This window comes from Sporomusa rhizae (assembly GCF_041428845.1).
Taxonomy (GTDB): Bacteria; Bacillota; Negativicutes; order Sporomusales; family Sporomusaceae; genus Sporomusa; species Sporomusa rhizae.
This window is the reverse complement of sequence record NZ_CP156925.1, coordinates 2,386,230-2,411,249: the sequence shown is the minus strand read 5'-3', so window position 1 is coordinate 2,411,249 and position 25,020 is coordinate 2,386,230. Positions and strand designations below refer to the sequence as shown.

The following is a 25,020-nucleotide window of genomic DNA, read 5'->3' as shown; positions in this document are numbered from 1 at the left end:
ACCATGTCTATCTAGTGCGGATCATAGTATATTACTATACTATTATAAGCTATACTAATACGTTATTCAACCATCTTGTCCTGTATACATACGTTAACAAACATAAAATTTCCTTCTTTAATAATTAATATTATTTGATGACTTATTACAAATATACTGAACTAATAAGGCAACAGAATTCCAGATAACACAAGCTATATCGTTTGAATCGTATCCTCTCTTTTACTGCTCTACCGATTTATGACCCGGTCGATCAAAGATACTATAGTATACTTAAAGACACAAAAATAGTCCGCACACAAAATTGTGTGCGGACTGTCTAATTTATTATTAAATTAGAGAGATTTCTTTAAGGAATGATATGTCCTGTTTAGTCCTTCAGCCAGAGGCATTACAGGGTTCCAACCAAGGCTGGCAACAGCTGCCTGATTAGAAAGCATGGAATGATAGATATCGCCGTCTCTCGCCGGCATATAATTTTTGTGAACAGGCTTTTCAGCCGCCTGAGATAAAAGGTGAGCCAATTCATTTACACTGGTTTGAGTCTGGGTGCTAATATTATATACTCTATTGGCCGCTACCTTTGGAGCAATCAGCGCTTGGCAGTTGGCTGCCGCGACATCGCCAACATAAATGAAATCTCGTGTCTGACCACCGTCACCGAAGATAGAAAGAGATTGATTCTGATATAACTTACGGGTGAAAATGCTTACTACCCCACCCTCACCGCCATCTCCCTGGCGTTCGCCATATACATTGGCATACCGTAACGCAACATATTCTACATTATGAATCTGACTGTATAGCTTGAGGTACTTCTCTCCTGTACACTTGGTAAGCCCATAAAACGACCCCGGATAAAGGGTTGTTTCTTCAATAATCGGTAAATTAGCAGCATTACCATACACAGCAGCGCTTGAGGCAAATACTACCCGATTCACCCCTGTTTTGCGGCAAGCCTCCAAGATATTTACCAAACCAAGTAAATTAATCTGGCAGTCAGTATCAGGATGATCAATAGAATACGGGACTGCTGTCTGCGCAGCTAAGTGCACAACACAATCAAAATTTTCCCTAGTAAACAAATCCAAAAGCCGGTCGTCCAAAATATCCATTTCTATCATTCTGACTCCGTCGGCAACATTAGTACGCAGCCCAGTACTCAGATTATCAAGTACTACTGCCTCCCAACCTCGGGCTAATATTCTTTCAACCGTATGTGAACCAATAAAGCCAGCACCGCCAGTAACTAAAACTTTCATCCACACTCATCCTTTATTGATTAGTTATATCTTCAAACGATACCAGTTTAACCCGCCTCTGAACTAAACATTCCGTAGTCCTTTGACTAGTAACAGCAGCCAGTTCCTGCTGCCAATGATAGCCCCAATCAAATAATTTGTTCAAAGATTCCTCCTCCAAACCGGGATGAATCATAATTTCAGATATTCCTTCAGGCAGGTTATCAATGATTTCAACGAAGAGCTGTTCTTCCATATTCCCACCGGCTAACATTCCAAAAAAATGGTCGGGTATTATTATCCCTGCACGTTTAGCCTTAAAGCCGGCCGCCTTTGCCAATACACTAAGGCCTGATCGGCCAAGAATCCTACCTACGCTGGGTTTAAACCCACCAAAAAACATCAATGGTTCAGCGGGGATCCGCATTGATCGAATACCAAATGTAGTCGCAATATCTATTACTACATCAACTATCCCCGGGACTATGTGCATATGCTGGTGACTGTCAAGATGCGTAACATTAATTCCCGCCGCCACAACCTTTTGTACTTGCGCGGTTAATTCACGACGCACATCACTAAGGGAAATACCGCCTGAGCACGCTTTTTTCAGGAATACAGGATAACTTTGGGGGAACATTCCCTTATTGTCAATCAGTGATGCAATTTTTCCCGGGTCGCACACCGGACGTCCGCCAACTAAGGTAAGATGAACCCCTATTCCTAACTTTGGCTGCTTAGCCGCCAAACTGACTGCATGTTCAAAGGCAGGCGCCCCCGCCATTAGGGAGGTACTCGTGATACACCCGTTAACATGGCCTTCGACAATTCCAAGATTAATGTTTTCATGCAAACCAAAATCATCGGCATTTACAATTAACTGTTTCATTGACACCTCGAAAATTTTTCTTGGGCAAAAAATCCCTGGTATGACTTGATATCTGATTTCTGATACTATTATTGGCCACATGGCCAAATAATAAAATCAGGGAGGTATATAACTATGACACAATCCAAACAAAGCAAGCTCGAACAAAGCAAAAGCGAATATGGCACCTTAACGGCTAAAATGGATGCTAACAACGACTATTCGAGCAGCACTTCGGGAACCTCAGCTACCTCGTCTACTTCGGCTAATATGAGCGAACTAAGCAAATTAGCTCAACAATCACAAACTACTAGCAGCACCAGCACCACTGGTTCTGCAAATAACTCAAAACAAGCGAAAGCAAATCAAACCTTAACAGCCAAATATGATGTCAACGGCGACTACAGCGCTGAATAAAACAAAAAATCAAGTCGGCGCCGGACTCACATGAGTTCGGCGCCGATCTACTACTTGTCCACGCTCTCGACATGCGCAGCATAAGCGCTATGATTATGAATTGACTCATAGTTCTCACATTCTACTTCAAACCACTGAATCCCATCAACTTTCCGCAGCATTAATACCAAATCCCGAAGGACATCTTCGACAAATTTAGGATTCTCATAGGCCTTTTCCGTAACGTATTTTTCGTCTTCCCGTTTTAACAGTGGATACACCTGACAACTGCCTTGCTGCTCCATCATCTCTGCCAAATCTTCGATCCAAACAAATTTGCCCAGCTGTTGCTTAATCTTGGCCCGCATAATGCCGCGTTGATTATGCGCACCGTATTGAGATATTTCTTTACTGCATGGACAAAGCGACGTAAATGGTACGGTTATGCCAAATGTAAAATCAAGGTGCTCGCCTCGCGCCAGCTCGCCAGAGAAAACACAATCATAATCCAACATACTTTTCAGACCGCTTACTGGAGCGGTTTTTTCAATAAAGTATTTAAAATTAATATCAATGTGAGCCCGTTTAGCTTGTAAACGATCAATAGTATCTGTAAGCATATATTCCATGTCACGGTATAATACTGGTTTTTGGCTCCAGTCGCTCAGTATTTCAATAAACCGGCTCATATGGGTTCCTTTAAATTCTTCCGGTAAATCAACCGTAAGCTTAATTTTGGCCAAAACTGTCTGGAACGAACCACTTTTGGTTTTTATTAAGAAAGGCAAGTGAACATCACTGACCCCGACTTTTTGAATGGCAATGCCACGCTCATCGCAGCTGTTTTGAACATCTTTAATACTGTTGCGTCCTTGAGTCATGTGCGTCATTTTATTCACTCCTAGTTTGATACAAAATAGGGTCAGTCAGTCCTGCCTCAGCAAATCCTTTAAGACGCAAAAGACAGCTGTCGCATTGTCCACAAGCCGCATCTTGCCCTTGATAGCAACTTGTTGTCAAGTGAAGCGGTGCCTCTAACTTATTTCCCAGTAATACGATATCCTTTTTAGATAAGTTAATCAACGGGGTTTCAATGACAATTTTTCGTCCATCCTCAGCAGTTGCTTTCGTCGAATAATTAGCCAATTGCTGAAACAAAGCAATAAACTCCGGTCGACAATCAGGATACCCTGAGTAGTCAAGAGCATTGACACCAATGTATACTTTATCAGCTCCAGTTACCTCAGCATAGCCAAGAGCATAACTTAAAAAAATCAAATTTCGGGCAGGAACATAAGTTATTGGTACCTCTGCAGCTTTCGTATCCCCCTCCGGTACGGCAAGATTAAGATCAGTCAGTGCACTGCCACCGATGGCCTCCATATTTGTCTCAATTACAAGATGACGATCAACTTTATAATGCGCAGCTACACTGGCTGCTGCTGCCAGTTCTCTGTTATGCCTTTGATGATAGTTAAAGCTGATTGGCAGCATTTCATAGCCCGCATTGTTAGCGACCGCCATACAAACTGTAGAGTCTAGTCCACCTGACAACAATACAACTGCCTTTCTTTTCATAAGAGTCCCCTTATCTCATCATGTATTTTGAATTAAGCCCTGACAAGTGAAACAATACTCAGGTCTTTATTGCGTTCCAAATCAATATATTCTCTATCCTCTGTAACTACAATTGGCCGGGAAGCCATAAATTGTCCTAAATAAATTACCTCAGCTTGTCGCCCATCACTCAATTCCACAATATTACCGACGAAATAGTCCCGCACATTGTTTAGGAATACTGAACCAATCTCTGGATCAAGCTTATTAAACATTTCCTCAACAATCATTTCCACTACAGCAAAAGGCGTTGCTTTACGATGGTAAACACGATCTGATGTCATGGCATCATATATATCAGCAATGGCAATTATTTTTGCATATTTATGAATTTGATCACTAGTAACACCAAGAGGGTAACCTGTGCCATCGGCACGTTCATGATGCTGAAGAATTCCATATAATACGCCGCTAGGGATATTTGATGCGTCACGAACCAACTGATAGCCCCTCGTTGTATGTAGACGCATAATTTCCATTTCCTCAGGTTTTAGTTTACCTGGCTTATTGAGTATCTCTAAAGGAATCTGCGTTTTGCCAACATCGTGAAGTAATCCGGCCAATATCAGTTCCTTTAATTCAGTTCCACTATAACCAAGCCATTTTCCCAGTACCCCGCAAATAACGGCAACATTCACTGAATGATGAAACGTATAGTCATCTTGCCGGCGCACCATATGAATATGATTTATCACTCCGTTAGAATTAATGAGTGGCTCAATCGAATTGTTGGCCAATTCCCGGAGGGTAACAAGTGGTACTTCTTTGAAGAAACGGGTATTAGAGAAAGAATCTTTTAAAATATTCACCGTATTGTCATAATCAGCATAAAACTTTTTCTGGAGAGCAGTCTCAGGAATGGAAAAGTCAATTTCGGGCTCTTCCGTAAATATTTGTTCTTTAATAAATACGGTATTAATCTTCCAAAATTTTAAGCCCTCAATCATACTTTCCGAAAGAAGTGTACCGTCACTTAAGATAACCTTGTCATCCTGAGTCAGTACCATCCGACCAACTTCCATCCCAGGTTTAACGTCATTAATAGCATACGGTGTAACGCGAAACTTTGCAGCCAAGCTCTCTCACGCCCCTACATTCAGCTATTATTTTTTGCTATTTTATGAAAGTTACAATATTAACAATATAATTTTACATATTTTCCATTTTTCCTGCTAATGAATTGTCAAATTATTTATATCTGTTCAAAAGTCTTGAAATGAAGCTTACAAACTTGCTTTAAGGCGGCTTTTCCATAGTTACGGACAAATTCACGCGCAACTTCAACTACCTGGACAGCTCCTTTAGGAAAATCCATGTCATATTGATCGGAAAGTCGATTCATACTGCCTAGAAATCTGTCTCTGGCCAGTATAGAAGCAGCAGCTACCGCAATATTACGTTCAGCGCGATGCATTTGCACTAAGGTAATCGTTTTACCTTTCTCCATTAGTTCGGCCTGAATAAAACGTTCATGCGCAAACTGATCGGCTATCGCAAATTTAGCAGGTTCTTGGGTAAGTAAACTCTCAAGAACCTTGGCATGCGAAAATGCCAGCAAATGATTAAGATTTCTGCCGGCACTATTAAGCTTATTATACATTTCATTGTATTCAGCAGGCATCCAAGCTAATTCGGTATATCTATTGGGACATTCTTCCCTAATACGCTCAGCCAGCAACCGGGTTTTCGCATCAGATAATGCCTTACAATCTTTAACCCCGGCCGCAGACAACCTGGTAGCAGTTTGTTCATCAACAAGTACAGAGGCAATTACGAGCGGCCCAAAGAAATCACCTTTCCCTGATTCATCAAGGCCGATCCATTTATTATCAAAATCAGCCACATTTTCAAAACCTGGCGGTCGCTCCTCATTGCTTTTCGGCTTATCATCTTGTTTCATTCCCACTGCAGGCGCGCGTCCTTGACTAATGGCTTCGATAGCCGTTTTTAGCGGTGACTGAGAACCTCCAATTACTATACTAATCCCTTTTTTTCCGTTATACACGTTAACAGTTACCGTAACTTGTCCATCGGTAACTTTCAGCTGCCTACCATAATTGATCGGCTTTTCGGCGGTTATTGCGAATCCGGCCTGTGTAAACTGCTCGGATAAATTCGACAGTCGTGCGTTTAATATATCCATACGATACCTCTAGCAAAATGACATGGCTTCTTTTAACGCGATATGCTGAACTACCTTAAGCGGTACACCTGACTCTTCGGCAATTTTGCGGCAATCTTCAAATTCTGGTGCAACATTACATATCTTTCCTTGATCGGAACTGATTTTTACCCGAACATCGCCCCACGGAAGTCCTACAATAATAAATTCCCGACTGGCCATTGCACGGGTTACCGGATACATTCGCATACCAATAGAAGTAGTCTCATGTAAGATAATTTCTATTACTTTTTCCCGGCAATCCTCGGTAATTAATACTGATAATTTTGCAGCAGGCCGATTCTTTTTCATAATAATCGGTGTCATCCAGACATCGAGTGCCCCGGCAGCAAACAATTTATCCATTACATAACCGTAAAGTTCCGGGCTTTGATCATCAATATTAGTTTCTACAACCAAGCATTTATCGTTTTCCTGCTTATCGGCTTGTGCTTCCGGTACGACAGCGCTTACAACTCCATAATACAGCCGTAAAACATTTGGGATAGCAAGTTCCCAAGTACCGGCACCATAACCAATTTTATTACTTACAAAACTTTCCGGCATAGAACCATAACTCTTCCCTAAAGCAGCCAGTACTGCAGCGCCGGTAGGCGTTACCAGTTCTTTAGCAATATCGCCCTGATAATAAGGAATGCCATGCAAAAGCTCTGCGGTAGCTGGTGCCGGAACCGGCATAAGGCCATGACAGCATTGGACAAAACCGCTACCAACATGAAGCCGAGATGCATATATATGTTCAATATTTAGATAGGCAAGCGCCCAGGCAATACCAACAATATCTATAATAGAATCAACAGCACCAATCTCATGAAAATGAATATCGTTAACTGGTACGCCATGAACTTTGGCCTCAGCCTGCGCCAGTCGATTAAAAATTTGTTTCGCCGCTTCCTTAACCACACCATCAAGCGTTGAATTGTCAATCATAAATATTATATCCGCTAAACTCCGATGCTCCTGCAATGCTTCATCTACTTGAACGTCAAGATAAACTGCGTTTATACCACCTTTATCTACCCGAGAAATAGAAAGCTCATACCCGACTAGCGGCAGTTTGGCAAGTTCAGCCTTTAACAGTTCTTCAGGCGCACCGGCATCTAATAAAGCACCAAGCAGCATATTACCGCTGATTCCAGCAAAACAATCAAGATAAATCGCATTATAGTTAGTATTCATTATGTTACATCACCTCATATGATTAATTATACTTGCCATCCGGCCTGCGCCGAAACCGTTATCAATATTTACAACAGCTACACCTGCCGCGCAACTTCACACCAGTTCAAGCGTAACATATGTAAACCCAACGTTCTTTATACCTGTCACTATGCTGGTCACAATATCCGGGTTTTACAAAAAACATCGCAATAGCGTCAGGCTGCACTTCTATTCATGCCATGCATCATGGTGACGCACCTTTATACCCGGACAACAATCGTCTAAATCGTCAATAATCGAGCCTTCAATTACCCAATTATAGTCTTGCTCATCAGCATGTGCTGTTAACGCTGTAAACCGTTCCTGTTTGCAATAATAACACCTCTGCAGCGTATTGGCAACAAAATCAAGAGTATTGAGTTCAGAACCTTTTCCATACTAAATGCTTATTCTTTTTTTGCATTATATCCGCCTTCTCTTTCTCCCAATATTAGCTTACAACATAAAAGACATAATGACCGTTATGGCATTATGTCTTTATAAGAATTCAATATGAACATTCGAAATCCTGTTTAGATATCTTCTTTAGTTCTGAAATTGTGGAGCAGGATTTGAGCTTTGCAAAAGCGCTTCTAGTGTTTCAATAATCTTTAATTGTGTTTCTTCCATGAGCAAAATTCCCTGATTTAGTAATAGTATCTGCGGATTAAGTCTTATTCTTGTATCACGGGCAGCCATCTCCAGATGCCCAATTGCCAGTTCCATTTGTTCCGCCGCGGCCAAAACTTGACTATCAAATAGCCGTTCTAATAGGACATAGTGGTATGTTTGTACAAGTTGCGCAGCTTGACTATAACCTTCACTATTGTAATGGTAATGAGAGAACTCAAGAAAATGGTTTACAAATTTACAAAATTCGTGATTATTAGCCAATGTCATGTCAGAAATAACTGCATAAATTAATTTATTTATCTCACTAATATAACTGTTTTGTAGCCGCATTAATGTTAAAAGATTGTTAATTTCATCAGTCTGGTTAAACAAAGGCATCACCCCCAAGGCGGCGTGTCTAAAACATTACAATGTATACTATTCAGTTTCCTTATATTATGTCACTATCAAAACAACAACCGCCACAGACCTGCTGAACAAAGCAGATCTGTGGCGGTTTTACAACTTATCAATTTAGTTAAATTAATTTATGCGTAAATTTGTCAATTACGTACTAAGCGGCTTTGTGTTATTCAGAAACGCGGCAGGCTTCATACTGGCTACTTACTTAGTGCTGACTATATGTTTCGTGGCGAAATCATACCTCTACTGGAAGGTTTAGAAGTCAGCTTATTTAAAAATTTATTCCTGCAACATATATTTCCAGCCCCATGCACTGATCAAGTTCAGTGTTATACCAGCCCGGCTTTAAACTAAGATTATAATATACTTCCCTTTAATTCTGGTAGATACCTCCGGCAGGATATTTTGCCTCTAATCCCGAATAATTGGCAGATGAACGCAAGGAGGTATCTTTATGTCAATGCTTACAATAAGTAATGATGCCCTGGAATATATCAAAACACATAATAAGCCGATATATCTCGAACTTTTCCAGGTAATTACCTGCTGTATTGATTTAAGGGAAAGCCCATCTGTACGCTTAGGTCAACCACACGATCCAGAAAACTATACCCTTGAAAAGATCCAAGGGATTATTGTTTATATTCCGCATGACCTTCCGGAGATACCACTGACTATTACCCTAAGTCACTTTTTCTGTTTTAAGAAATTAGGAATAGAGGGCTGGCATTTAGCATAAAGAAGCAAGGCACAGCTTGCCAATTCTTTGCCAAATTGGAAGCGAATACCGCCTTATTCTTGTTCAGATAAGGTTTAACTTTCTATTAAGAATAAAGAAGTCCTGGCGTTAAACGCCGGGACTTCTTTGCACTATATCATTCTTTTTTAACTTAAAGTAATTCTTTGCCTTGTCAATAAGCAGGTATACCAATGGAATAATAATCAAGGTTAAAAACGTCGATGTTATTAATCCACCAATAATCGCAACGCCCATAGATGAACGAAGTTCGGCACCGGCACCAATACCCAAAGCAATTGGCATCATACCAAAAATCATAGCAAGCGTTGTCATAAGAATTGGCCTAAGTCGTACTGAACCAGCTTCAACTAATGCATCTTTGATCGGCATCCCTTGATTTCTTAGCTGATTCGTATAGTCAACAAGCAAAATAGCGTTTTTCGTTACCAGGCCCATCAGCATGATAAACCCAATCAGCGACATAATATTGATCGTATTGCCTAAAAGCAGCAAACCAAGTATTGCTCCAACAAGTGAAAATGGAAGTGATAACATAATTGTCAGTGGATGAATAAAGCTTTCAAACTCGGCAGCCAACACCATGTAAATTAGAATAACCGCTAATACTAAAGCCTTGGCAATCTCTTTAAATGAGTTCTGCATCATTTGCGCCTGACCTACAAGTTTATAGGTGTACCCCATAGGCATAGTAAGGTCTGGCATTAGCTCTTTTATCTTAGTCAATACTTCACCAGGAGTAGAACCGACAACATTAGCGTACACAATTACTTGACGCTGACGATCTTCACGGTCAATCTGAGTAGGACCGGAAGATAATTTTACTTCCGAAATGTCTCCCAGCCGAACAAAACCGTTTTTGCCGCTAATGCGAAGGTTTGCTACATCCTCAAGACTTAAACGGTTTTCCAGTTTAAGCCTTACCATAATGTCATAGTCACTATCAGCAACATTGTATTGGTTTTTAGCTGTTAAGCCCAAAAATGCAATTTGCACAGCCTTGCCTGCAGTAGTTGCATCCAAGCCAACATCCCCCAGGCGAGCCGGATCAAATTTAACCTGAACTTCGGGTTCGGACTGCTCACTAGATATATCAACGTCGGTTGTACCAGGAATTTGTTTAATTTTTTCCGCCAGGGAGCTGGCATACATGTTCAATGTGTCTAGGTCCGGCCCACGCAAAGCTACTTGCACCGGTCGCGAATCACCTTTTCCTTGGCTTTGCCCGGTTACTACAGACACCTTCAGTCCTTTTACGTTACGGAATTTTACCCGAAGCGTATCCATTATTTGCATCATGGAGCGAGATCTCTCGCCGGAGTCAACCAACCGTACCCCAATCATCGAACGATAAACCTGCCTGTTTGAGCCGACAACCATATATGCAGACTTCAGTTCCGGAATAGCCAAAACCTCTTTTTCAACCTGAGCTGCCAATTCTTTGTTACGTTCAATAGAAGTTCCTGCTGGCGCTACCATGTTTATAATAAATTCGCCTGAATCATATGTAGGCTGAAACTCTGAACCTAAGAACGGCAATAGCAATGCATTGAGGAATAATGATAATACGGCTAAAACTACTAGTTTTTTAGGCCGTTGAAGCGCCCAGCTCAAAATTTTGCAATAGATATTGCGGAGTGCTTCAAAAGCATTTTCCCATTTATCAAGCATAGCTTCCAACCAGCCCAGCCGCCGCCCTTCTCCATGGTTAGCTTTAAGCCAGTAAGCCGATAGCATCGGGGTCAGCGTAAATGCAACAAATAAGGAAAAAGCAACTGCAAAGGCTACCGTCAAACCAAACTGTTTGAAAAACTGACCGATAATTTCCCCCATATTGCCTACAGGCACAAATACGGCAAGAAGCGAAAATGTTGTTGCCAAAACCGCTAAAGATATTTCCTTTGTTCCATCACGCGCTGCATCCATAGGGCTTTTCCCTTGCTCCATATGGCGGAAAATATTTTCAACAATAACAATAGCGTCATCAATCAGAATACCTACTGCCAAACTAAGTCCCATTAACGACATATTGTTAAGAGTAAAGTTCATTACTTTGAGCAAAAAGAAAGTGGATATGACAGAAGTAGGAATAGCAATAGCACCGATTATTGTTGCACGGGTATTCCGCAAAAATAAGAAGGTAATGGCTACGGCCAACAAACCGCCAAATATCATCGAAACCATTACATCTTCTACACTATCTCTAATATAAATGGAATTGTCCCTTACTACAGTAACTTCAATATCAGGCGGCAACACATTTTGCTTTAAGTGTTCCATAGACTGCTTGACTTTTTCAGCGACACCAACTGTATTCGTACCGGACTGCTTTTGAATACTAACAATTACGCTAGGTACGCCGTTCGTTGCAGCATAGGTGCGTTCCTCACCCCAAGTATCCACTACATCTGCAACATCTTGCAACCGTACTAACCGACCTTGCTGATTAAGAACTACAATTTTTTTGATATCATCAACAGTTTGATATTTGCTAATTGATCTTACTGTAAGTTCAATTCCTTTTTCGGTAACCCGCCCGCCCGGTGTATTTACATTATTGTTACTTACACCATCGAGCAGTTGCTGCATCGAAAGTCCATAAGCTTCGAGTTTTCGCGGATCAGCGAGAATTTGAATTTCTCTTTGCGCAGCACCATAGACGCTTACCTCTGCTACCCCATCCAACTGCTGAAGTTGATCTTTGACTATGTCTTCGGCAATTTTTCGGATTTCACCACGTGATCTATTCTCTGACGCCAAACTAAAGGTAAGTATCGATTGCGCTGTAATATCGTACCGCTGTACTACTGGTTCATCAATTTGATCCGGCAGGCGTTTTCGCACCCCGGCTACCTTTTCCCGAATATCATTAGCTGCCAGCTTGGGGTTTGTACCTAACTCAAACTCGACGGTCGTCTGAGATACGCCTTCCCGCGAGACAGATGACAATGTCTTAATACCGGCAACCGAACTAACGGCATCTTCAATGGGTTTTGTAATGAGACTCTCCATCTCTTCCGGAGATGCGCCAGTGTAAGTAACGTTCACCATAACTAAAGGAAACTCGACATCAGGATTTAAATCAATACCAAGACTCGGGTATGAACTAAGACCGAATACCACTAAGAGCATAACCAGCATAGTAGTAAATACCGGCCTCTTTATAAAAACATCAATCATCTACTTGCCAGCCTCCCCAGGCGCTCCCATTCGAACCGTTGAACCGTCTCTCAGTTTATTTTGGCCGGCAACTACAATTTGGTCACCTTCATTCAGCCCCTCAAGAACTTCTGCCCAACCGTTACCAACATACCCCAGTTTAAGCACCCGCTGCTGTACCTTATTATTGGCTGTCAGCACGTATACTGTCTTAACATCTTCCCGCATAACTAACGCCGTCTCTGGCACTACAATAGCCTGCAAGTGCGGCTTAACAGGCACCTCTGCTTTAGCGAACATGCCAGCTTTTAGAATATTTTGCTGGTTTGGAATTGACACTTCGGCGATAAAGGTTCGTGAAGGCACAGTGGCAACAGGTGACAGGCGAGTCACTGTTCCGGTAAATTCCTGTCCGCCAAGTGCATCAACTTTGATTTTTACAGTTGCTCCCAATTGTAGTTGCGCAATTTCAGCTTCACCAACCGTGGCCTTTGCCAAGAGTGTACTTATATCAGCAACACTAATAATGGGTGACCCAGCTTTGGCATAAAAACCTGTTTGTAAATAACGTTTGACTACAACACCGTCTCGAGGTGAAGTTATAGTAGCACCTGTTAGCTTATTATCATAAAGAGCTAAGGCACCTTCCGCGGATCGAACCTGACCAGCTGCTAAATCGCGTTTAGTTCTCGCCGAGTCAAGAGATTGAACCGATATGGCACCTGATGTAGCCAATGATTCCATCCGTTTTAAATCCAGTTCCGCTTGTTCAAGATTAGCTTTGGCCTGAAATAGACTTCCCTCCGCTTGAATAACTTGAGCGGATAGTTCCCCCATATCAAGCACGGCTATAGTCATACCGGCAGAGACGGCATCTCCCTCATCCACATTCAATCGTTCAATACGTCCGTCAACTTTTCCGGAAATATCGGCACTCCATACCGGTTCAAAATTTGAAGAAAAGGCTAAAACAGGTGTAATATCTTTTCTGCCAACAGTCGCTACCTCTACAGCAACTGCCTGACCTTGTGATACCCGGCCGGCTCGTTCTTTGTCAGCCTGCGTTTTACTATAGATTCGGTAGCCAATAATTCCTGATATGATCAGAACAATAACGGATACAAGAATAATTGCCTTTGTCTTTCTGCTTGCCACCTATTCATTCCTCCATAGAATTTTTCGACACCCAATTCCTATTCGACAATCTACTACACTCTCCTGCCCTATTTGGAGATGTTTTTAGCATTAAATGCTAGTTATGAATACAAAAATTACAAATAAAAAACAAGATTGCTTGAACCTATTCGATAACGAAAAAACTCATAATTTTTTCGTCTCTCGGTTGGACTAAAACAATCTTGTCTATTTATTCATAAATTTAATTATATCGTTATTTCCGAAAGTATTTCCATAATGATTGCCTGACTAACTTCGCGGGTTATAGTTACCTGTCCTAGTTCAGACATCAGTACCCAGTTTATTTTGCCGTTAACTACTTTTTTATCCCTAGCTAAATAGCTTAAGAGGTCTTTGGGAAGGTAACCGGATGCTTGTAATGGCAATCCTAGAGAAGAAAGCAGATTTCTTAAAAAATCGACGTGGCTTTGTCGGCATAATCCTATCCGTTGGCTGATAAGCGCGGCAGCATGCATACCTACTGCAACAGCTTCCCCGTGATTATATTCTGAATATCCGCCTACCGCCTCGACAGCATGACCAACGGTATGCCCGAAATTCAACATCATGCGTAACGAATCTTCCCGTTCATCCTGGGCAACCACCCCGGCCTTAATCTGACAGCACTTAGCGATAACGGTTGTCAATACGTTTAGATCAGGTATTAGTAAAGCGTCGGTATTTTTCTTTAAATAACTCAAGAAATCATAGTCGGTAATAACACCATATTTAACTACCTCGGCCAAACCGGCCTTCAATTCCCGTGCAGGCAACGTCTGTAATGCTTCAGTGTCAATAACTACTAAACCAGGCTGGTAAAATGTCCCAATTAAATTTTTCCCTAAGGCGTGGTTAACAGCGGTTTTCCCGCCAACACTAGAATCCACCTGCGCCAGTAAGGTTGTCGGTACTTGAATGAATGGCACACCACGCAAATAGGTAGCTGCCACAAAGCCTGCCAAATCACCGACAACCCCGCCGCCCAAAGCGATCAACGGTGATTTACGGTCAAGCCCCATCGTAATTGCCTTAGTATATACAAAATCTGAAGTAACAAGCGATTTTGAGCTTTCGCCCGCCGGCACAGTTATAACAGCAGGCGTAAAACCCGCCGCAGTTAGGCTGGTTACCAGACGTTCTGCGTACAATGGATAAACGTTTTCATCGGTTACTATAAGCGCTTTATCTCCTGAGAATAAGTCTCGCATTAACGCTCCAACCCGACTGATACCACCAGCTGTTATATGAATGGTATAACTATGTGTTTCTAGCTCAACTCTAACTTCGGCCACGCAAATACCCCCCCGCTCGCAAAAAAACGATGACCCGTTCGGCCACTTGATGCGGTGACATGCAGCTAGTATCAATTGTACAATCAGCCTTCATATATAGATTGGCTCGGTCTTGCAAAAGCCGAGCTACCCGCTCTGCTCTATCTTCACAATCCAGTAGGGGTCGAACCCCCCGCCGCGATGTCCGGTCTAAAATAGTTTCCAGCGAAGCAGTTAGTGCAATAATAATGCCACTGTTTTTAAGTCTGACCATGTTTTCCTGTTTAAGAACCACTCCACCGCCGGTAGCAATAACTGTGTTAGTGTATCTCGCTACCCGAGAAATAACATCCCGTTCTAACTGGCGAAAGTGACTTTCACCATAGTGCTGAAAAATATCACTGATAGCAAGCCCTGTCTCTTGCTCAATCTTCTTATCAACATCAATAAAAGGACGGTTAAGCCGTCCCGCCAATAACCGTCCTGTACTGGTCTTTCCGGTACCCATAAAGCCTATTAAAACGATATTCTTCATAAAGCCTCCAAAACCACTAAAGCATAGACTATTTTACAACACGTGAGGTGAGGAATATTACAACTTCAGTATCTGTTTTTGTTTTACTAGAGTTTTTGAACAAAGCACCCAGCACCGGCAAATCACTCAAAAATGGCACGGCTCTCTTAGTCTCGTTATCTATAGATCCCATTAAACCGCCAATGACCATGGTTTCACCGTCTTTAAGCCGCACGGTAGTTTCGGCTTCCCGGGTCGTAATCCGGTATGCTTTCATTTCTGGTACAAGCGCCGGACTACTGACCTCTGTACGAACGTTTGCTGTGATTTGCCCATCTTTATTGATCCGTGGCGTATAGATAAGCTTAATACCCGATTCAACATAATCAATAGTTGTCTTAGTCTTACCGTTCTCTACTTCGTCTATTAAAACAGGTATGCGATCCCCAATTAAAATTTGCGCCTTTTTGCCATTAATCGTTGTAATCTTAGGTTTTGCCAGTATCTTAGCGTTACCATTACTAACTAATGCGTTTATCTTGGCTTGATAATAAAACTCATAAGGATATCCTTCCGGAGTACGTCCGAATTGGATAATACCTTTTCGGGACTCACGGGTTACTTTTCTAGGTTCTACCTGTGGTTGAACGCTTCCTTTTCCATCGGAAACAAAAGTAGCTTTTTCCGGCTGTACATCAGGCCATTGAGGCGTTAGTTCCCAACTCCACTCAATACCAACATCCTTGGTACTCTCCTTGTTTATTGCAACAACTTCCGCTTCAAGTGCTATTTGCTGATAGGGAATATCCAATTCAGTTAAAAGTTTTTGGATTTTCGCCGCTTCGGCTGTAGTGCCATGAAAAATTATTGTATTAGTTGCCTCATCTATTTTGATTCGATTGTACTTAATCTCTGTTTTTTGCTTTTTGTCACTTTGCTTATTTTCCTTTGATTTAGCTGCCTTTTCATCTGTAGTAACGAATTTGCTAGCTTTCTTTCCGTTCGATTGCCGCTCTGTAGCTAATTCAGCTTTAATCTGCGAACCATCTTCAATATTTTCGTATTTCTCCTCATCTAAATCTGGAAACATAACACCTACTATATCGATAATATCATTAGGATTTGCGTAGGATAACTTAAAATAGTGAACAACACCAAAACCCTTACCCATCTCGCGCGGACTGGCAATAATTATTACATCGTTTACTTTTTGATAAACAAGACCTTTTGTTTTTGTTATTAACTCCAGGGCATTCTCAAAGCTAGTATTCTTGAGTTGAATACTTATTTTGCCTTCTACTGAATCATCTACTACCATATTAACATTACTAATGTCTGCAAGGGCAGTCAGCACCTCACGTACTTCACAATTAACAATATTCATATTAACTATTTGACTATCAGCAAAAGCAACCGAGCAATTATTCACTACTAATATAGACAGTAAAATTAGCGCCAAGGGCACTCGCATGTGTATCACCGTCCTAAGGTTAGAACCTGTTGTCCTTGCAGTCCTTGGATAACTGCAGATCTGTCACTAATGCTTATTAGCTTGTATGAACCTACCATTTGGCCGATATGATACGAACGCTTAGTGCCTCGATAGCTGATAATCGCAATATGAGTGGTATTATCATTAATAGTGCCAACGAGTATAGGCATTGCATCTTTTGGCACAGTGTCGTTACCCATATTCGCCGCAGGTACAGGCGCTGCCGCTGATGTCGCAAGCGTTGAACCAGGCTGCAGGCTTGCAGGAGACTTTTCAGGTTTAGCGTCAACCTCAAAACCAGAGGGAGCAGCAAATGGATCACGGGTAGCGGCCGGCAACGATATTATTTCTTTCTGTACGGGTTGAACAGACAGTGAACCTACTTTAGTCTTAACCTCTTTGGGCGGTAAAGTGCTTGCAGTCACTTGTTCCGTCGATTGAGGTCTTAGCATAATCGCTACAAGTATTGCACCAACAAAACAGATTACCATAAGCCGTCTCTTTTCGGGCGGTAAGTTCTTAAATTGTTCGGTTATTTTAGCAATGACTTCAGCCATAGACACTAGGACCCCTTTTGAATGTACTCCCGATACTGTGCTATTCTACTCTTTACTTCAACCATAGTATCTCCGCCAAACTTATCCAGCAGGGCTTCTGCCAAAATATAAGCGGTCATGGATTCTCCCACTACCGCAGCAGCCGTTACAGCACAAACATCACTGCGCTCGGTATTTGCTTTAATGGGCGTTTTTGAAACAATATCCACCGACAAAAGTGGTTTCATGAGTGTTGGAATAGGTTTCATAGCAGCTCTGATAACAATGGCTTCCCCATTCGCAATGCCGCCTTCTATTCCCCCTGCATTGTTGGTCTCTCGATAATAGCCCTTTTGGCTGTCATAGTATATTTCATCGTGCACCAGACTCCCAAGCCGATTAGCACAGTCAAAACCAGTACCAAATTCCACGCCTTTAATAGCCTGGATTGACATCATTGCTCCGGCAAGCCGGGTATCTAGCCGGCGATCCCATTGAACATGACTTCCCAACCCCGGCATTACTCCATAGGCTACTACTTCAAAGATCCCGCCTAGCGAATCTCCTTGCTCTTTGGCCTCGAAAATTGCCTCTTTCATTTTCCGCTCGGCCTTGGCGTCAATACAACCTAATTCTGAATTAACTTTGTTAGCTATGATATCTTCATAACCTTTTGGTACAACCTCAGCGGTAACACCACCAATATTGACTATATGTGAGGCAACCCGGATGCCCACTGCTGCTAATAATTGTTTGCAAACTGCCCCACCTGCAACTCTAGCCGCAGTTTCGCGAGCACTGGCTCGTTCTAAAATATCACGGATATCTTGGCGTCTATACTTTAACGCACCGGGTAAATCAGCATGACCTGGGCGAGGTGCAGTAACCGGCTGTCCTGTGGGACTGCCAAACTGGGACATTCGTTCTTGCCAATTAACCCAGTCACGATTAGTAATCATTAGCGTTAAGGGACTGCCTAGAGTTTGTCCAAAACGAACTCCTGAAACAATTTCTGCTTTATCCTTCTCTATCAGCATCCGTCCGCCTCGGCCAAACCCCTGCTGACGGCGGACTAATTCGCTGTTAATTATTTCGCTGTCAATTGAAACTCCAGCCGGCAAGCCCTCAATAATCGCAGTAAGCGCCGGACCATGGGATTCTCCGGCAGTTATAAATCTTAGCATGTATCCACCTCAATTTAGAAGTTATTTAGGTTATTGCCCTTGGCTAGCAGGATGCACACCATAGGTAAAGATGCTCAGGTTCAACTTACTGTTCAGTATTCCCTGCTGGGATTGTATATTTATTTGATTAACAATAGTAAATCGCGGCATATTTTCAAGTTTCTGCAGAAAATCAATCATTTGAGAAAATGATCCTTGTACAATTATTTCTACAGGTATTTCCCGGTATTCAGTCTTATCTATAACCTGCGCCGCTTTTACTTCTATTAATTGCAGTTTACTTGTGTTAATTGTTCTTTCCAATTGTATAATAAATTCGCTAATATCCAGTTCGTTTGGTAGCATAGTATCGGCCTGAACGGCCTTCTTACTTACTTCAGCCAGATACTGTGCTATATTTGGATTTTTCTTGGCAAACTCCTGGATAAGCGCATTTTTTCTAATCGCTGTTTGATAAATTGCTTGTAGTTCTGCTATACGTTGGTTTTGCGGAATAATTATATAGATATAACACAATTGCATAGAGAGTAATATTCCTGCAAAAAAGAGTAAAACTTTATGGTATACCGACAACTTAGCCCGACCGGGGTTCATGGACATGTCTCCTTAATCTTGACAGTTAACTCAAATCTGGTCAACCTACGTACAGGATCGCGTTCAGCCTTAACGAGCAGCGGCTTAGTCAAAAGTTCGTCTTGTTCGAGTTGTTTTAAAAAGTTGGCCAAGTCTTCATAGGTAACTGCATTACCCTTTACTCGCAAGCAGTTTTGTTCGGCAACTGCCAGTTCAGTCAGCCAAACCTGCTGCGGTGTAATGACACTTAATTTTGCAATGATTGCCGCCCAAGGTCTGCGTTCGTTAGTCAGTTTTGTTAATAAATTATTTTTAGTGTTTATTAGGTGGCTTTGACTATCAGCTAATACCATTTTATCCTGTGCAGGACGCAGCATCTCGAATTGATATTCAGTTATGCCAATTTTCTTTTCGAGCTTCCAGATAGAATATATGTTAAAGCTAATAATAGCCCCAACAATAGCAACTGATAGCACTGCAATAAAAACCATAACTCTATTTGTTGACCAAAGTGGCTGACGTTCCGTCGGGAGCAGCAAGTTAATCTTAATAGCCATGCTAATCACTTTCCCCCCCGCGTAATGCCAAACCAATGGCTACCGCTAATTGCGGCGCTTTACTAGTAAGCCATTCCGTATCTAGAGAAGGGGCTAACTGTATTTCTGTCAGCGGAGTATGTACCACCACGTTAGTATCTTCTAACTGTTCGGCAAGCTTTCCAGCCAAATTAAGAAGCTGAGCACTGCCGCCTGTTAATATAATACGATCAATGATAGCGGATCTATTTTGCATTTTGTAATAATCCATCATACGGCAGATTTCGCGCGACAGTTCCGCTACTAAAAGTTTCAAACAGTTAGTAACACTGCTATTTTCACCCGACATATCAGGACAATCTAAAAGCAATTTCTGGCGCAGCTTCATTCGTTCGGCCTCATGAAAGTCAAGGTTCATGGTCTGCATGATAACCTCTGTATAACGAACTCCACCAAGCGGAATAAACCTTGAAACAAGCGGTACTCCCTGCTGAAAAATATGCAATTGACACAAGTAAGCCCCTAAATCAACAACTATTGAGTTATCAGCCTTATCCATTGTCCGGTAAAGAGCTAATGGTTCAATTTCGATAGCTACGGGCTTAAAACCAAGTGCTTTAGTAAGATCTGTTAATGTGATTATCCTTTCCAAGGGGGCCGCAACCAAGAGCACTTTCATTTCTTGTTCTTGGCAGGCTGGACTCACAACAGCAAAATCAAAATAGTAGTTGTCAACTTCCGCAGGAGGAATATATTTATCTAATTCCCATTTGATAGCTTGACGAAGCTCTACTGTACTCATAGCGGGAAACCTTAGTTCACGCACCAGCACAGACTGTCCACTTACTGACAATACCACATGTCTACCGACTACGCCGCAAACCGCCAGTAGTCGTTGCATCGTTTCCGCCAATACTGTTTTATTTACTATATAACCATCTCTAACTATATTGACAGGCAATTCCGCTATTCCTACAGTTTTAAGCTCCGGGTTGCCATGATCCCAATGTATTTCCGCAACTTTTATCGCGCCAGAGCCAATATCGATACCTATTGTTGTCGCGGGGCGTGCCTGCATAAGTCTTTTTGCTATCTGAACAAACTTGCTAGTCTTTACCTTCATAGTGATGTGGCTGTTTGCTCACTATTTTTATTGCATTAGTAATGGCGGTTACTACGTCGATACTGAATTGATGTTCAGACGACTTGATACGGGCAAAGGTTTCCCCTCTAGCTGTAACAACATACCGTGGTGGCAAACAATTGAGTGCCAAAGCAGCAATATCAAATCGACACTGCTCACATCCGCAGATACTGGGATTTGATTCAAGAACTTCATCTAACATTTGCCAAACATAGTCTTCCATATAGTTCTTTAATTCCATGTTTAATACCCCCAAATTCATTCTGACGAGACCCATGATTTTATTTTCACTGATCCTGAATTCCAAGCTGTCGGCAAAAACGGATTAAGCAGTGTTTTATTTTGCGCTTCTAATGTTGACTGGCTTTTCATATCCAGCGTAATTGAAATACTCCCATTAGCCACAGCTGTACCCTGAAAAACTGCTGAATCAGAATTACTAATATCTCTACCCGCAGCTAAGACGCAGTTATTTATCTTACTTAAGCCTATATTTATGGATTTCTCGGATATTATTATTATATTATTGGTTAATCTTGCTCCGTCGTCAATAGTAATAGCCTGGGTAGAGTAGATTACTCCCGGTCCTTCAATATCACTTCGAATATAAAAAGGGTAATCAGGTTCCGGATTTATATAGTATACTTTATTGACTAACCAGCCAGGACTACTCCAAGTACTCCATTTGACCGAACCCGAGTTATGCTTAATTATTGTGGGAATATTGCCTGCGCCCTGAAATTTCTGTCTAAGTGCACTATCAAAAAGAAGCAACGCCTTCGGCGCAGCATGTTCATTCTTATACGGCGCGTAGACTGAGTCAGTGCGGATATCTCCTACAGCATCAATATGACTGTGTGCTCCATTTTGTTGATCTAGAATGAGTCCGCCTGATATATGAACATCCGCATTACTACCAACATTCCCCTTAATAATAATTCCAGCTAAATTCAATTTTTCACCTGAATATGCCACATAATTATAGGGAGAATCGGAACTCACCGTTAGCTTTACTTTTCTGGCGGCATTATTCACAATACCTGTCGAAATAATTTCCCTGTCTACTCCACGCGCAATTACTGCTTCAACTCGATATCTGCCAATATCAAATTCTCTTGTTTCCCCTGCCCATTCGCCAGTTGCAGACTTTCTCATCTCGCTAACCGCCCGCTTAGCGCCGGCCTCGGCCAGATATTGTGCCATAACCCCATCCCGGTAGGAAGCAGCAGTTCTTACGTCTGTTGAACTTAGAAATGCAAAACCACTGCCAATAATAGTTAAAAAGGCTATAACAATTATAGCTAACATAGCGGCTGCACCGCGCTGACTGAAATACATAAGAGGTCACTACCCATTCTAACTAAGTATCAATATTTAAGGATCTTACCCTAGTGCTATACTCCAATTTTTCTCCCCTGTAGCTGATTGCCTTAATTATTATTTTAACTTCATTAGAATCTATTTCGAAGGACAAACTATCAATAACGGCAGGGGTTAGTGGATTTGTTGCTATCCCACCGCCTGTTGCTGAGTTATCTGTTACTTTATAAATAATTTTAGATTGACTGTTTCCGTACTGGAAAGTTATCTTCTCGCCATTAGGTCTTATTATCATTAACGCTGATTTAGACTTTAGTTCCAGTCTGCTCGCATAGCGAATTTCGCGAACTATTATGTCTAATGCATATCTTGCAGCATGTTCTATTTCACTTCTTACTTTTCCTGTCTGCCAAATAGTTATCGAAGTAGTTAGTGTAGTTAAAGTCACAGACATTAACAAAGTCATTATTGCCATACCAGCCAACAGTTCTACCAGTGTTATTCCAGACCTATTGACTATTATATTTCTAAATGATTTCATAGTCCCTCCGGATGGCTTGACAATAATACTTACTATATCTTTGAGAAATAGGTAAGTAACTGAATGTATTTAGTGCTTCCTTTTTCCTGCCAAGATACCCTTACCGTAACTTTGACCAATGTCGTATCAATAGCATCTATCTGATCGATTGTAGTTAAAACAAAAAAATTCGTGTGATTAACAATTAATTCACGTTCTTTTCCTAACCAAGGCAGTGAATTTGGCAGTTGGGGATTACGCCAAAATTCTGTACTTCGTTGTTTTAACAGTTCCATTTGTTGCTGAGCAATATTGGTTGCCGCAGTATACCTTACAGCACGGGCACTTGCTTGGCTCGACTGCATAAAAATTCCTGCAATGGCAACAAGGGAAACTCCCACAATAAATACCGCTACAACAGCATCTATATAAAGATATCCTTGCTGCTTCTTTAATTTGCTTGACAGCACCTTAATCCCTTCTTCTAATCTGCCAAGTTTCCGCTCGGCGAGATTCTCACCCTGCCTGTCGCTCCGGCTATATAAACATGCAGATATTTTCTGGTTCCCTTGCATTTAAGTTCTATGGTTTGCCCCCTAAGCGGTGCTCCTTTGTGAGAAAACATAATATATCCAGGATCACCTGTCATCTCAATGTGCTTTGGTAGATAAACCACTTTAATTGCTTTATATCCATTATGAATAAAATAATATGGATCGCCTGAGGCATTATTAAAATAAATTCGATACAACGGGGCATCTTCCCCGGCCAAATTCATGGACGTTTGTTGAATACTTCTGATATCGGCAGCTAGGTTCACCGCAAACGTATCCAGCTCTTGATTAGCTAATGCATTTGCTAGTCGCGGTATAGCTGTTGAAACCAGAATACCGATAACAGCAATTACAATAATAATTTCGACTAAAGTGGATCCTTTCTGCATGATTCACCTCAAGTAAATAATAGCAAGATAAAAACTAGTGCTAACATCTATCTATTTAAAAAAATTCTTAGATACCAATCAATGATCTGTGTACCATAGAGAAAAGCAGTGAATGCACCTATGGCTATAAATGGTCCGAAGGGTATAAATTCTTTGCGCTTTTTTATTCTTAAGATCAATAGTAACAAGCTAACGAACCCGCCAATAATAAAGGCTAGAAATATCGTTAGCAGGGTAAGTTTTAGGCCTAGCCATAAACCAATAGCAGCACAGAACTTAATATCTCCGCCTCCCATGCCGCCACGAGTTAAGATAGCAATCAATAACAACAGCCCGCCGCCACTAACTGCGGCAATAATCATATCTAATACGGATACAAAATTTAGCAATAGATTTATAACAACACCAGCTCCCGCAAACCAAATAAGCATTTTATCCAAAATGAGCTGGTGATCATAGTCGATAAAAGTTATAACAATAAGAAAAGGCGTGAATATTACTATTTTCAGAAACAGGGCCGAAATTCCTAAAGCAAAAAAACAATATAGAAATAAACATCCTGTCAACAATTCAACAAAAATATACCGGGATGATATATGGTTGGCGCAATTACGGCAGCGTCCTTTTAAAAACAAATAACTAAACACGGGAACTAAGTCATACATAGGTAAACTCATCTTGCATGAATTGCATTGGGAGCGTGGAAAAAGTATAGACTGATTATGTGGCAAACGAAATATGCACACATTCAAGAAGCTTCCTATTGTTAGCCCTAATACAAATATCATAAACTCTAACAAGATTTTTAGTTCTCTCCCAACTTAGATAAAGTGAGACTTGATTCAGGTGGAGTTTTAATCCGGGGACTTAACCGCTCGCCTGTACTTTTAGGGGTATAACTCACACTTTGAAGAATCTGGGAGTCTTACAGCGGCTTAGTTTCGGATAAATATGCGCGTAAAATATTCCGATACATTCTTAATGCAATTCTACTACTTTAAGGTTGCCGTAAGTGTGTAATTTTTTTTGTCTGCGGCCAATGTATACTCGATTTTGTAATTTTTCTGGTTTACAGCGGCAGTGAAATCCTTATTAAGATAATTATTATCCCATAAAACCTTAAGGCTCGCAGGGTACTCTCCCTTTTCTGCAAAATAAATATTAATCGCGCTTTCAATTGTACGTGTATCCGCGTCCATCGCTGCTTGCTTTGCTAAAGCTGTCGAAGCTGTCATTTTGGGAACGGCAATGGCTGCTAGTATACTAAGAATAGCAACAACAGCGAGTAGTTCCACCAAAGTAAACCCTCGTTGGTTTTTAAAGGATTCGTGCATTTTTACAAGCATGCTAATTACC

At 41.4% G+C, this 25,020-nt stretch carries 27 protein-coding genes and 1 pseudogene; 2 read left to right on the top strand and 26 right to left on the bottom strand.

Translation table 11 applies throughout. The annotated features are described in order from the left end of the window. Nucleotides 1-335 precede the first annotated feature (335 nt). Entirely contained in the window at nucleotides 336-1,262 is a 927-nt protein-coding gene (locus tag SRRS_RS11055; protein WP_371368775.1) for an NAD-dependent epimerase/dehydratase family protein, read from the bottom strand. A gap of 13 nt (nucleotides 1,263-1,275) precedes the next feature. Beyond that, a complete protein-coding gene (locus SRRS_RS11050) occupies nucleotides 1,276-2,130 on the bottom strand; it encodes a ChbG/HpnK family deacetylase (protein ID WP_371368773.1) in 855 nt (284 codons plus the stop codon). A 114-nt stretch (nucleotides 2,131-2,244) separates the two neighbouring features. Between SRRS_RS11050 and SRRS_RS11045 the strand changes: the two genes are divergently transcribed. Continuing rightward, on the top strand, nucleotides 2,245-2,526 hold the full coding sequence (locus SRRS_RS11045) for a hypothetical protein (RefSeq protein ID WP_371368771.1): 282 nt from the start codon (nucleotides 2,245-2,247) through the stop codon (nucleotides 2,524-2,526). A 50-nt stretch (nucleotides 2,527-2,576) separates the two neighbouring features. Here the strand turns inward: SRRS_RS11045 and folE2 are convergent, their stop codons facing one another. The 7 genes and pseudogenes from folE2 to SRRS_RS11010 all read right to left on the bottom strand — a co-directional run bounded on the left by folE2 (nucleotide 2,577) and on the right by SRRS_RS11010 (nucleotide 8,509). Next, nucleotides 2,577-3,365, bottom strand: coding sequence for a GTP cyclohydrolase FolE2 (gene folE2, locus SRRS_RS11040; RefSeq protein ID WP_371369793.1), 789 nt, complete (start codon nucleotides 3,363-3,365; stop codon nucleotides 2,577-2,579). Between the two features lie 31 nt (nucleotides 3,366-3,396). After that, nucleotides 3,397-4,083 (bottom strand): 7-cyano-7-deazaguanine synthase QueC, encoded by a 687-nt coding sequence (queC, locus tag SRRS_RS11035; RefSeq protein ID WP_371368769.1) that lies wholly within the window; start codon nucleotides 4,081-4,083, stop codon nucleotides 3,397-3,399. 32 nt (nucleotides 4,084-4,115) lie between these two features. Next, complete coding sequence (locus tag SRRS_RS11030) at nucleotides 4,116-5,198, bottom strand: HD-GYP domain-containing protein (RefSeq protein ID WP_371368767.1); 1,083 nt, start codon at nucleotides 5,196-5,198, stop codon at nucleotides 4,116-4,118. A 116-nt stretch (nucleotides 5,199-5,314) separates the two neighbouring features. Then, complete coding sequence (gene rnhC, locus SRRS_RS11025) at nucleotides 5,315-6,265, bottom strand: ribonuclease HIII (RefSeq protein WP_371368765.1); 951 nt, start codon at nucleotides 6,263-6,265, stop codon at nucleotides 5,315-5,317. 9 nt (nucleotides 6,266-6,274) lie between these two features. Next, nucleotides 6,275-7,483 carry a nickel pincer cofactor biosynthesis protein LarC gene (larC, locus tag SRRS_RS11020; RefSeq protein ID WP_371368763.1) on the bottom strand — a complete coding sequence of 403 codons (1,209 nt, stop codon included), beginning with the start codon at nucleotides 7,481-7,483 and terminating at the stop codon, nucleotides 6,275-6,277. Between the two features lie 9 nt (nucleotides 7,484-7,492). Further along, nucleotides 7,493-7,579 (bottom strand): annotated as a pseudogene (locus SRRS_RS11015) (1-(5-phosphoribosyl)-5-amino-4-imidazole-carboxylate carboxylase); the annotation flags it as partial. Between the two features lie 471 nt (nucleotides 7,580-8,050). Further along, on the bottom strand, nucleotides 8,051-8,509 hold the full coding sequence (locus SRRS_RS11010) for a hypothetical protein (protein WP_371368761.1): 459 nt from the start codon (nucleotides 8,507-8,509) through the stop codon (nucleotides 8,051-8,053). 484 nt (nucleotides 8,510-8,993) lie between these two features. Here SRRS_RS11010 and SRRS_RS11005 point away from each other — a divergent pair, with 484 nt between their 5' ends. Beyond that, a complete protein-coding gene (locus tag SRRS_RS11005) occupies nucleotides 8,994-9,278 on the top strand; it encodes a CC/Se motif family (seleno)protein (RefSeq protein ID WP_371368759.1) in 285 nt (94 codons plus the stop codon). Between the two features lie 108 nt (nucleotides 9,279-9,386). Here the strand turns inward: SRRS_RS11005 and SRRS_RS11000 are convergent, their stop codons facing one another. The 17 genes from SRRS_RS11000 to SRRS_RS10920 all read right to left on the bottom strand — a co-directional run bounded on the left by SRRS_RS11000 (nucleotide 9,387) and on the right by SRRS_RS10920 (nucleotide 25,010). Next, nucleotides 9,387-12,476: an efflux RND transporter permease subunit gene (locus SRRS_RS11000; protein ID WP_371368757.1), complete on the bottom strand. Its 3,090-nt coding sequence runs from the start codon at nucleotides 12,474-12,476 to the stop codon at nucleotides 9,387-9,389. Next, entirely contained in the window at nucleotides 12,477-13,610 is a 1,134-nt protein-coding gene (locus SRRS_RS10995; RefSeq protein ID WP_371368755.1) for an efflux RND transporter periplasmic adaptor subunit, read from the bottom strand. It lies immediately after the preceding gene. A 227-nt stretch (nucleotides 13,611-13,837) separates the two neighbouring features. Next, a complete protein-coding gene (gene aroB, locus SRRS_RS10990) occupies nucleotides 13,838-14,923 on the bottom strand; it encodes a 3-dehydroquinate synthase (protein ID WP_371368753.1) in 1,086 nt (361 codons plus the stop codon). Further along, nucleotides 14,910-15,437, bottom strand: a complete 528-nt coding sequence (locus SRRS_RS10985) for a shikimate kinase (protein WP_371368751.1) — start codon at nucleotides 15,435-15,437, stop codon at nucleotides 14,910-14,912. The genes aroB and SRRS_RS10985 overlap by 14 nt, the downstream gene beginning before the upstream one ends. 28 nt (nucleotides 15,438-15,465) lie before the next feature. Further along, complete coding sequence (locus tag SRRS_RS10980; RefSeq protein WP_371368749.1) at nucleotides 15,466-16,875, bottom strand: secretin and TonB N-terminal domain-containing protein; 1,410 nt, start codon at nucleotides 16,873-16,875, stop codon at nucleotides 15,466-15,468. Nucleotides 16,876-16,892: 17 nt separating this feature from the next. After that, nucleotides 16,893-17,465, bottom strand: a complete 573-nt coding sequence (locus tag SRRS_RS10975; RefSeq protein WP_371368747.1) for a hypothetical protein — start codon at nucleotides 17,463-17,465, stop codon at nucleotides 16,893-16,895. Nucleotides 17,466-17,470: 5 nt separating this feature from the next. Beyond that, nucleotides 17,471-18,628 carry a chorismate synthase gene (aroC, locus tag SRRS_RS10970; RefSeq protein ID WP_371368746.1) on the bottom strand — a complete coding sequence of 386 codons (1,158 nt, stop codon included), beginning with the start codon at nucleotides 18,626-18,628 and terminating at the stop codon, nucleotides 17,471-17,473. A gap of 30 nt (nucleotides 18,629-18,658) precedes the next feature. Beyond that, the gene (locus SRRS_RS10965) at nucleotides 18,659-19,222 is read right to left on the bottom strand and encodes a type 4a pilus biogenesis protein PilO (RefSeq protein WP_371368744.1); all 564 of its coding nucleotides are present in this window, start codon (nucleotides 19,220-19,222) and stop codon (nucleotides 18,659-18,661) included. Further along, the gene (locus SRRS_RS10960) at nucleotides 19,219-19,758 is read right to left on the bottom strand and encodes a PilN domain-containing protein (protein WP_371368742.1); all 540 of its coding nucleotides are present in this window, start codon (nucleotides 19,756-19,758) and stop codon (nucleotides 19,219-19,221) included. Before SRRS_RS10960 ends, SRRS_RS10965 begins: the two co-directional genes overlap by 4 nt. Nucleotide 19,759: 1 nt before the next feature. Beyond that, on the bottom strand, nucleotides 19,760-20,860 hold the full coding sequence (gene pilM / locus SRRS_RS10955) for a type IV pilus assembly protein PilM (RefSeq protein ID WP_371368741.1): 1,101 nt from the start codon (nucleotides 20,858-20,860) through the stop codon (nucleotides 19,760-19,762). Beyond that, entirely contained in the window at nucleotides 20,844-21,122 is a 279-nt protein-coding gene (locus SRRS_RS10950; protein WP_371368739.1) for a late competence development ComFB family protein, read from the bottom strand. The genes pilM and SRRS_RS10950 overlap by 17 nt, the downstream gene beginning before the upstream one ends. Before the next feature lie 17 nt (nucleotides 21,123-21,139). After that, nucleotides 21,140-22,219, bottom strand: a complete 1,080-nt coding sequence (locus tag SRRS_RS10945) for a PilX N-terminal domain-containing pilus assembly protein (RefSeq protein ID WP_371368738.1) — start codon at nucleotides 22,217-22,219, stop codon at nucleotides 21,140-21,142. Between the two features lie 22 nt (nucleotides 22,220-22,241). Beyond that, nucleotides 22,242-22,742, bottom strand: a complete 501-nt coding sequence (locus tag SRRS_RS10940; RefSeq protein ID WP_371368737.1) for a PilW family protein — start codon at nucleotides 22,740-22,742, stop codon at nucleotides 22,242-22,244. A 32-nt stretch (nucleotides 22,743-22,774) separates the two neighbouring features. Then, nucleotides 22,775-23,191: a hypothetical protein gene (locus SRRS_RS10935; protein ID WP_371368735.1), complete on the bottom strand. Its 417-nt coding sequence runs from the start codon at nucleotides 23,189-23,191 to the stop codon at nucleotides 22,775-22,777. A gap of 14 nt (nucleotides 23,192-23,205) precedes the next feature. Further along, nucleotides 23,206-23,664 (bottom strand): prepilin-type N-terminal cleavage/methylation domain-containing protein, encoded by a 459-nt coding sequence (locus tag SRRS_RS10930; protein WP_371368734.1) that lies wholly within the window; start codon nucleotides 23,662-23,664, stop codon nucleotides 23,206-23,208. A gap of 47 nt (nucleotides 23,665-23,711) precedes the next feature. Then, on the bottom strand, nucleotides 23,712-24,452 hold the full coding sequence (locus tag SRRS_RS10925; protein ID WP_371369791.1) for an A24 family peptidase: 741 nt from the start codon (nucleotides 24,450-24,452) through the stop codon (nucleotides 23,712-23,714). A 204-nt stretch (nucleotides 24,453-24,656) separates the two neighbouring features. Then, nucleotides 24,657-25,010 carry a competence type IV pilus major pilin ComGC gene (locus SRRS_RS10920; protein WP_371368732.1) on the bottom strand — a complete coding sequence of 118 codons (354 nt, stop codon included), beginning with the start codon at nucleotides 25,008-25,010 and terminating at the stop codon, nucleotides 24,657-24,659. Nucleotides 25,011-25,020: the final 10 nt, after the last annotated feature.

Excerpts from the sequence above, each read along its gene's own strand:
- SRRS_RS11055 (WP_371368775.1), bottom strand. The coding sequence starts at position 1,262 with ATGAAAGTTTTAGTTACTGGCGGTGCTGGCTTTATTGGTTCACATACG.
- SRRS_RS11050 (WP_371368773.1), bottom strand. The coding sequence starts at position 2,130 with ATGAAACAGTTAATTGTAAATGCCGATGATTTTGGTTTGCATGAAAAC.
- SRRS_RS11045 (WP_371368771.1), top strand. The coding sequence starts at position 2,245 with ATGACACAATCCAAACAAAGCAAGCTCGAACAAAGCAAAAGCGAATAT.
- queC (WP_371368769.1), bottom strand. The coding sequence starts at position 4,083 with ATGAAAAGAAAGGCAGTTGTATTGTTGTCAGGTGGACTAGACTCTACA.
- rnhC (WP_371368765.1), bottom strand. The coding sequence starts at position 6,265 with ATGGATATATTAAACGCACGACTGTCGAATTTATCCGAGCAGTTTACA.
- larC (WP_371368763.1), bottom strand. The coding sequence starts at position 7,483 with ATGAATACTAACTATAATGCGATTTATCTTGATTGTTTTGCTGGAATC.
- SRRS_RS11005 (WP_371368759.1), top strand. The coding sequence starts at position 8,994 with ATGTCAATGCTTACAATAAGTAATGATGCCCTGGAATATATCAAAACA.
- SRRS_RS11000 (WP_371368757.1), bottom strand. The coding sequence starts at position 12,476 with ATGATTGATGTTTTTATAAAGAGGCCGGTATTTACTACTATGCTGGTT.
- SRRS_RS10985 (WP_371368751.1), bottom strand. The coding sequence starts at position 15,437 with ATGAAGAATATCGTTTTAATAGGCTTTATGGGTACCGGAAAGACCAGT.
- SRRS_RS10975 (WP_371368747.1), bottom strand. The coding sequence starts at position 17,465 with ATGGCTGAAGTCATTGCTAAAATAACCGAACAATTTAAGAACTTACCG.
- aroC (WP_371368746.1), bottom strand. The coding sequence starts at position 18,628 with ATGCTAAGATTTATAACTGCCGGAGAATCCCATGGTCCGGCGCTTACT.
- SRRS_RS10965 (WP_371368744.1), bottom strand. The coding sequence starts at position 19,222 with ATGAACCCCGGTCGGGCTAAGTTGTCGGTATACCATAAAGTTTTACTC.
- SRRS_RS10960 (WP_371368742.1), bottom strand. The coding sequence starts at position 19,758 with ATGGCTATTAAGATTAACTTGCTGCTCCCGACGGAACGTCAGCCACTT.
- pilM (WP_371368741.1), bottom strand. The coding sequence starts at position 20,860 with ATGAAGGTAAAGACTAGCAAGTTTGTTCAGATAGCAAAAAGACTTATG.
- SRRS_RS10950 (WP_371368739.1), bottom strand. The coding sequence starts at position 21,122 with ATGGAATTAAAGAACTATATGGAAGACTATGTTTGGCAAATGTTAGAT.
- SRRS_RS10945 (WP_371368738.1), bottom strand. The coding sequence starts at position 22,219 with ATGTATTTCAGTCAGCGCGGTGCAGCCGCTATGTTAGCTATAATTGTT.
- SRRS_RS10940 (WP_371368737.1), bottom strand. The coding sequence starts at position 22,742 with ATGAAATCATTTAGAAATATAATAGTCAATAGGTCTGGAATAACACTG.
- SRRS_RS10930 (WP_371368734.1), bottom strand. The coding sequence starts at position 23,664 with ATGCAGAAAGGATCCACTTTAGTCGAAATTATTATTGTAATTGCTGTT.
- SRRS_RS10925 (WP_371369791.1), bottom strand. The coding sequence starts at position 24,452 with ATGATATTTGTATTAGGGCTAACAATAGGAAGCTTCTTGAATGTGTGC.
- SRRS_RS10920 (WP_371368732.1), bottom strand. The coding sequence starts at position 25,010 with ATGCTTGTAAAAATGCACGAATCCTTTAAAAACCAACGAGGGTTTACT.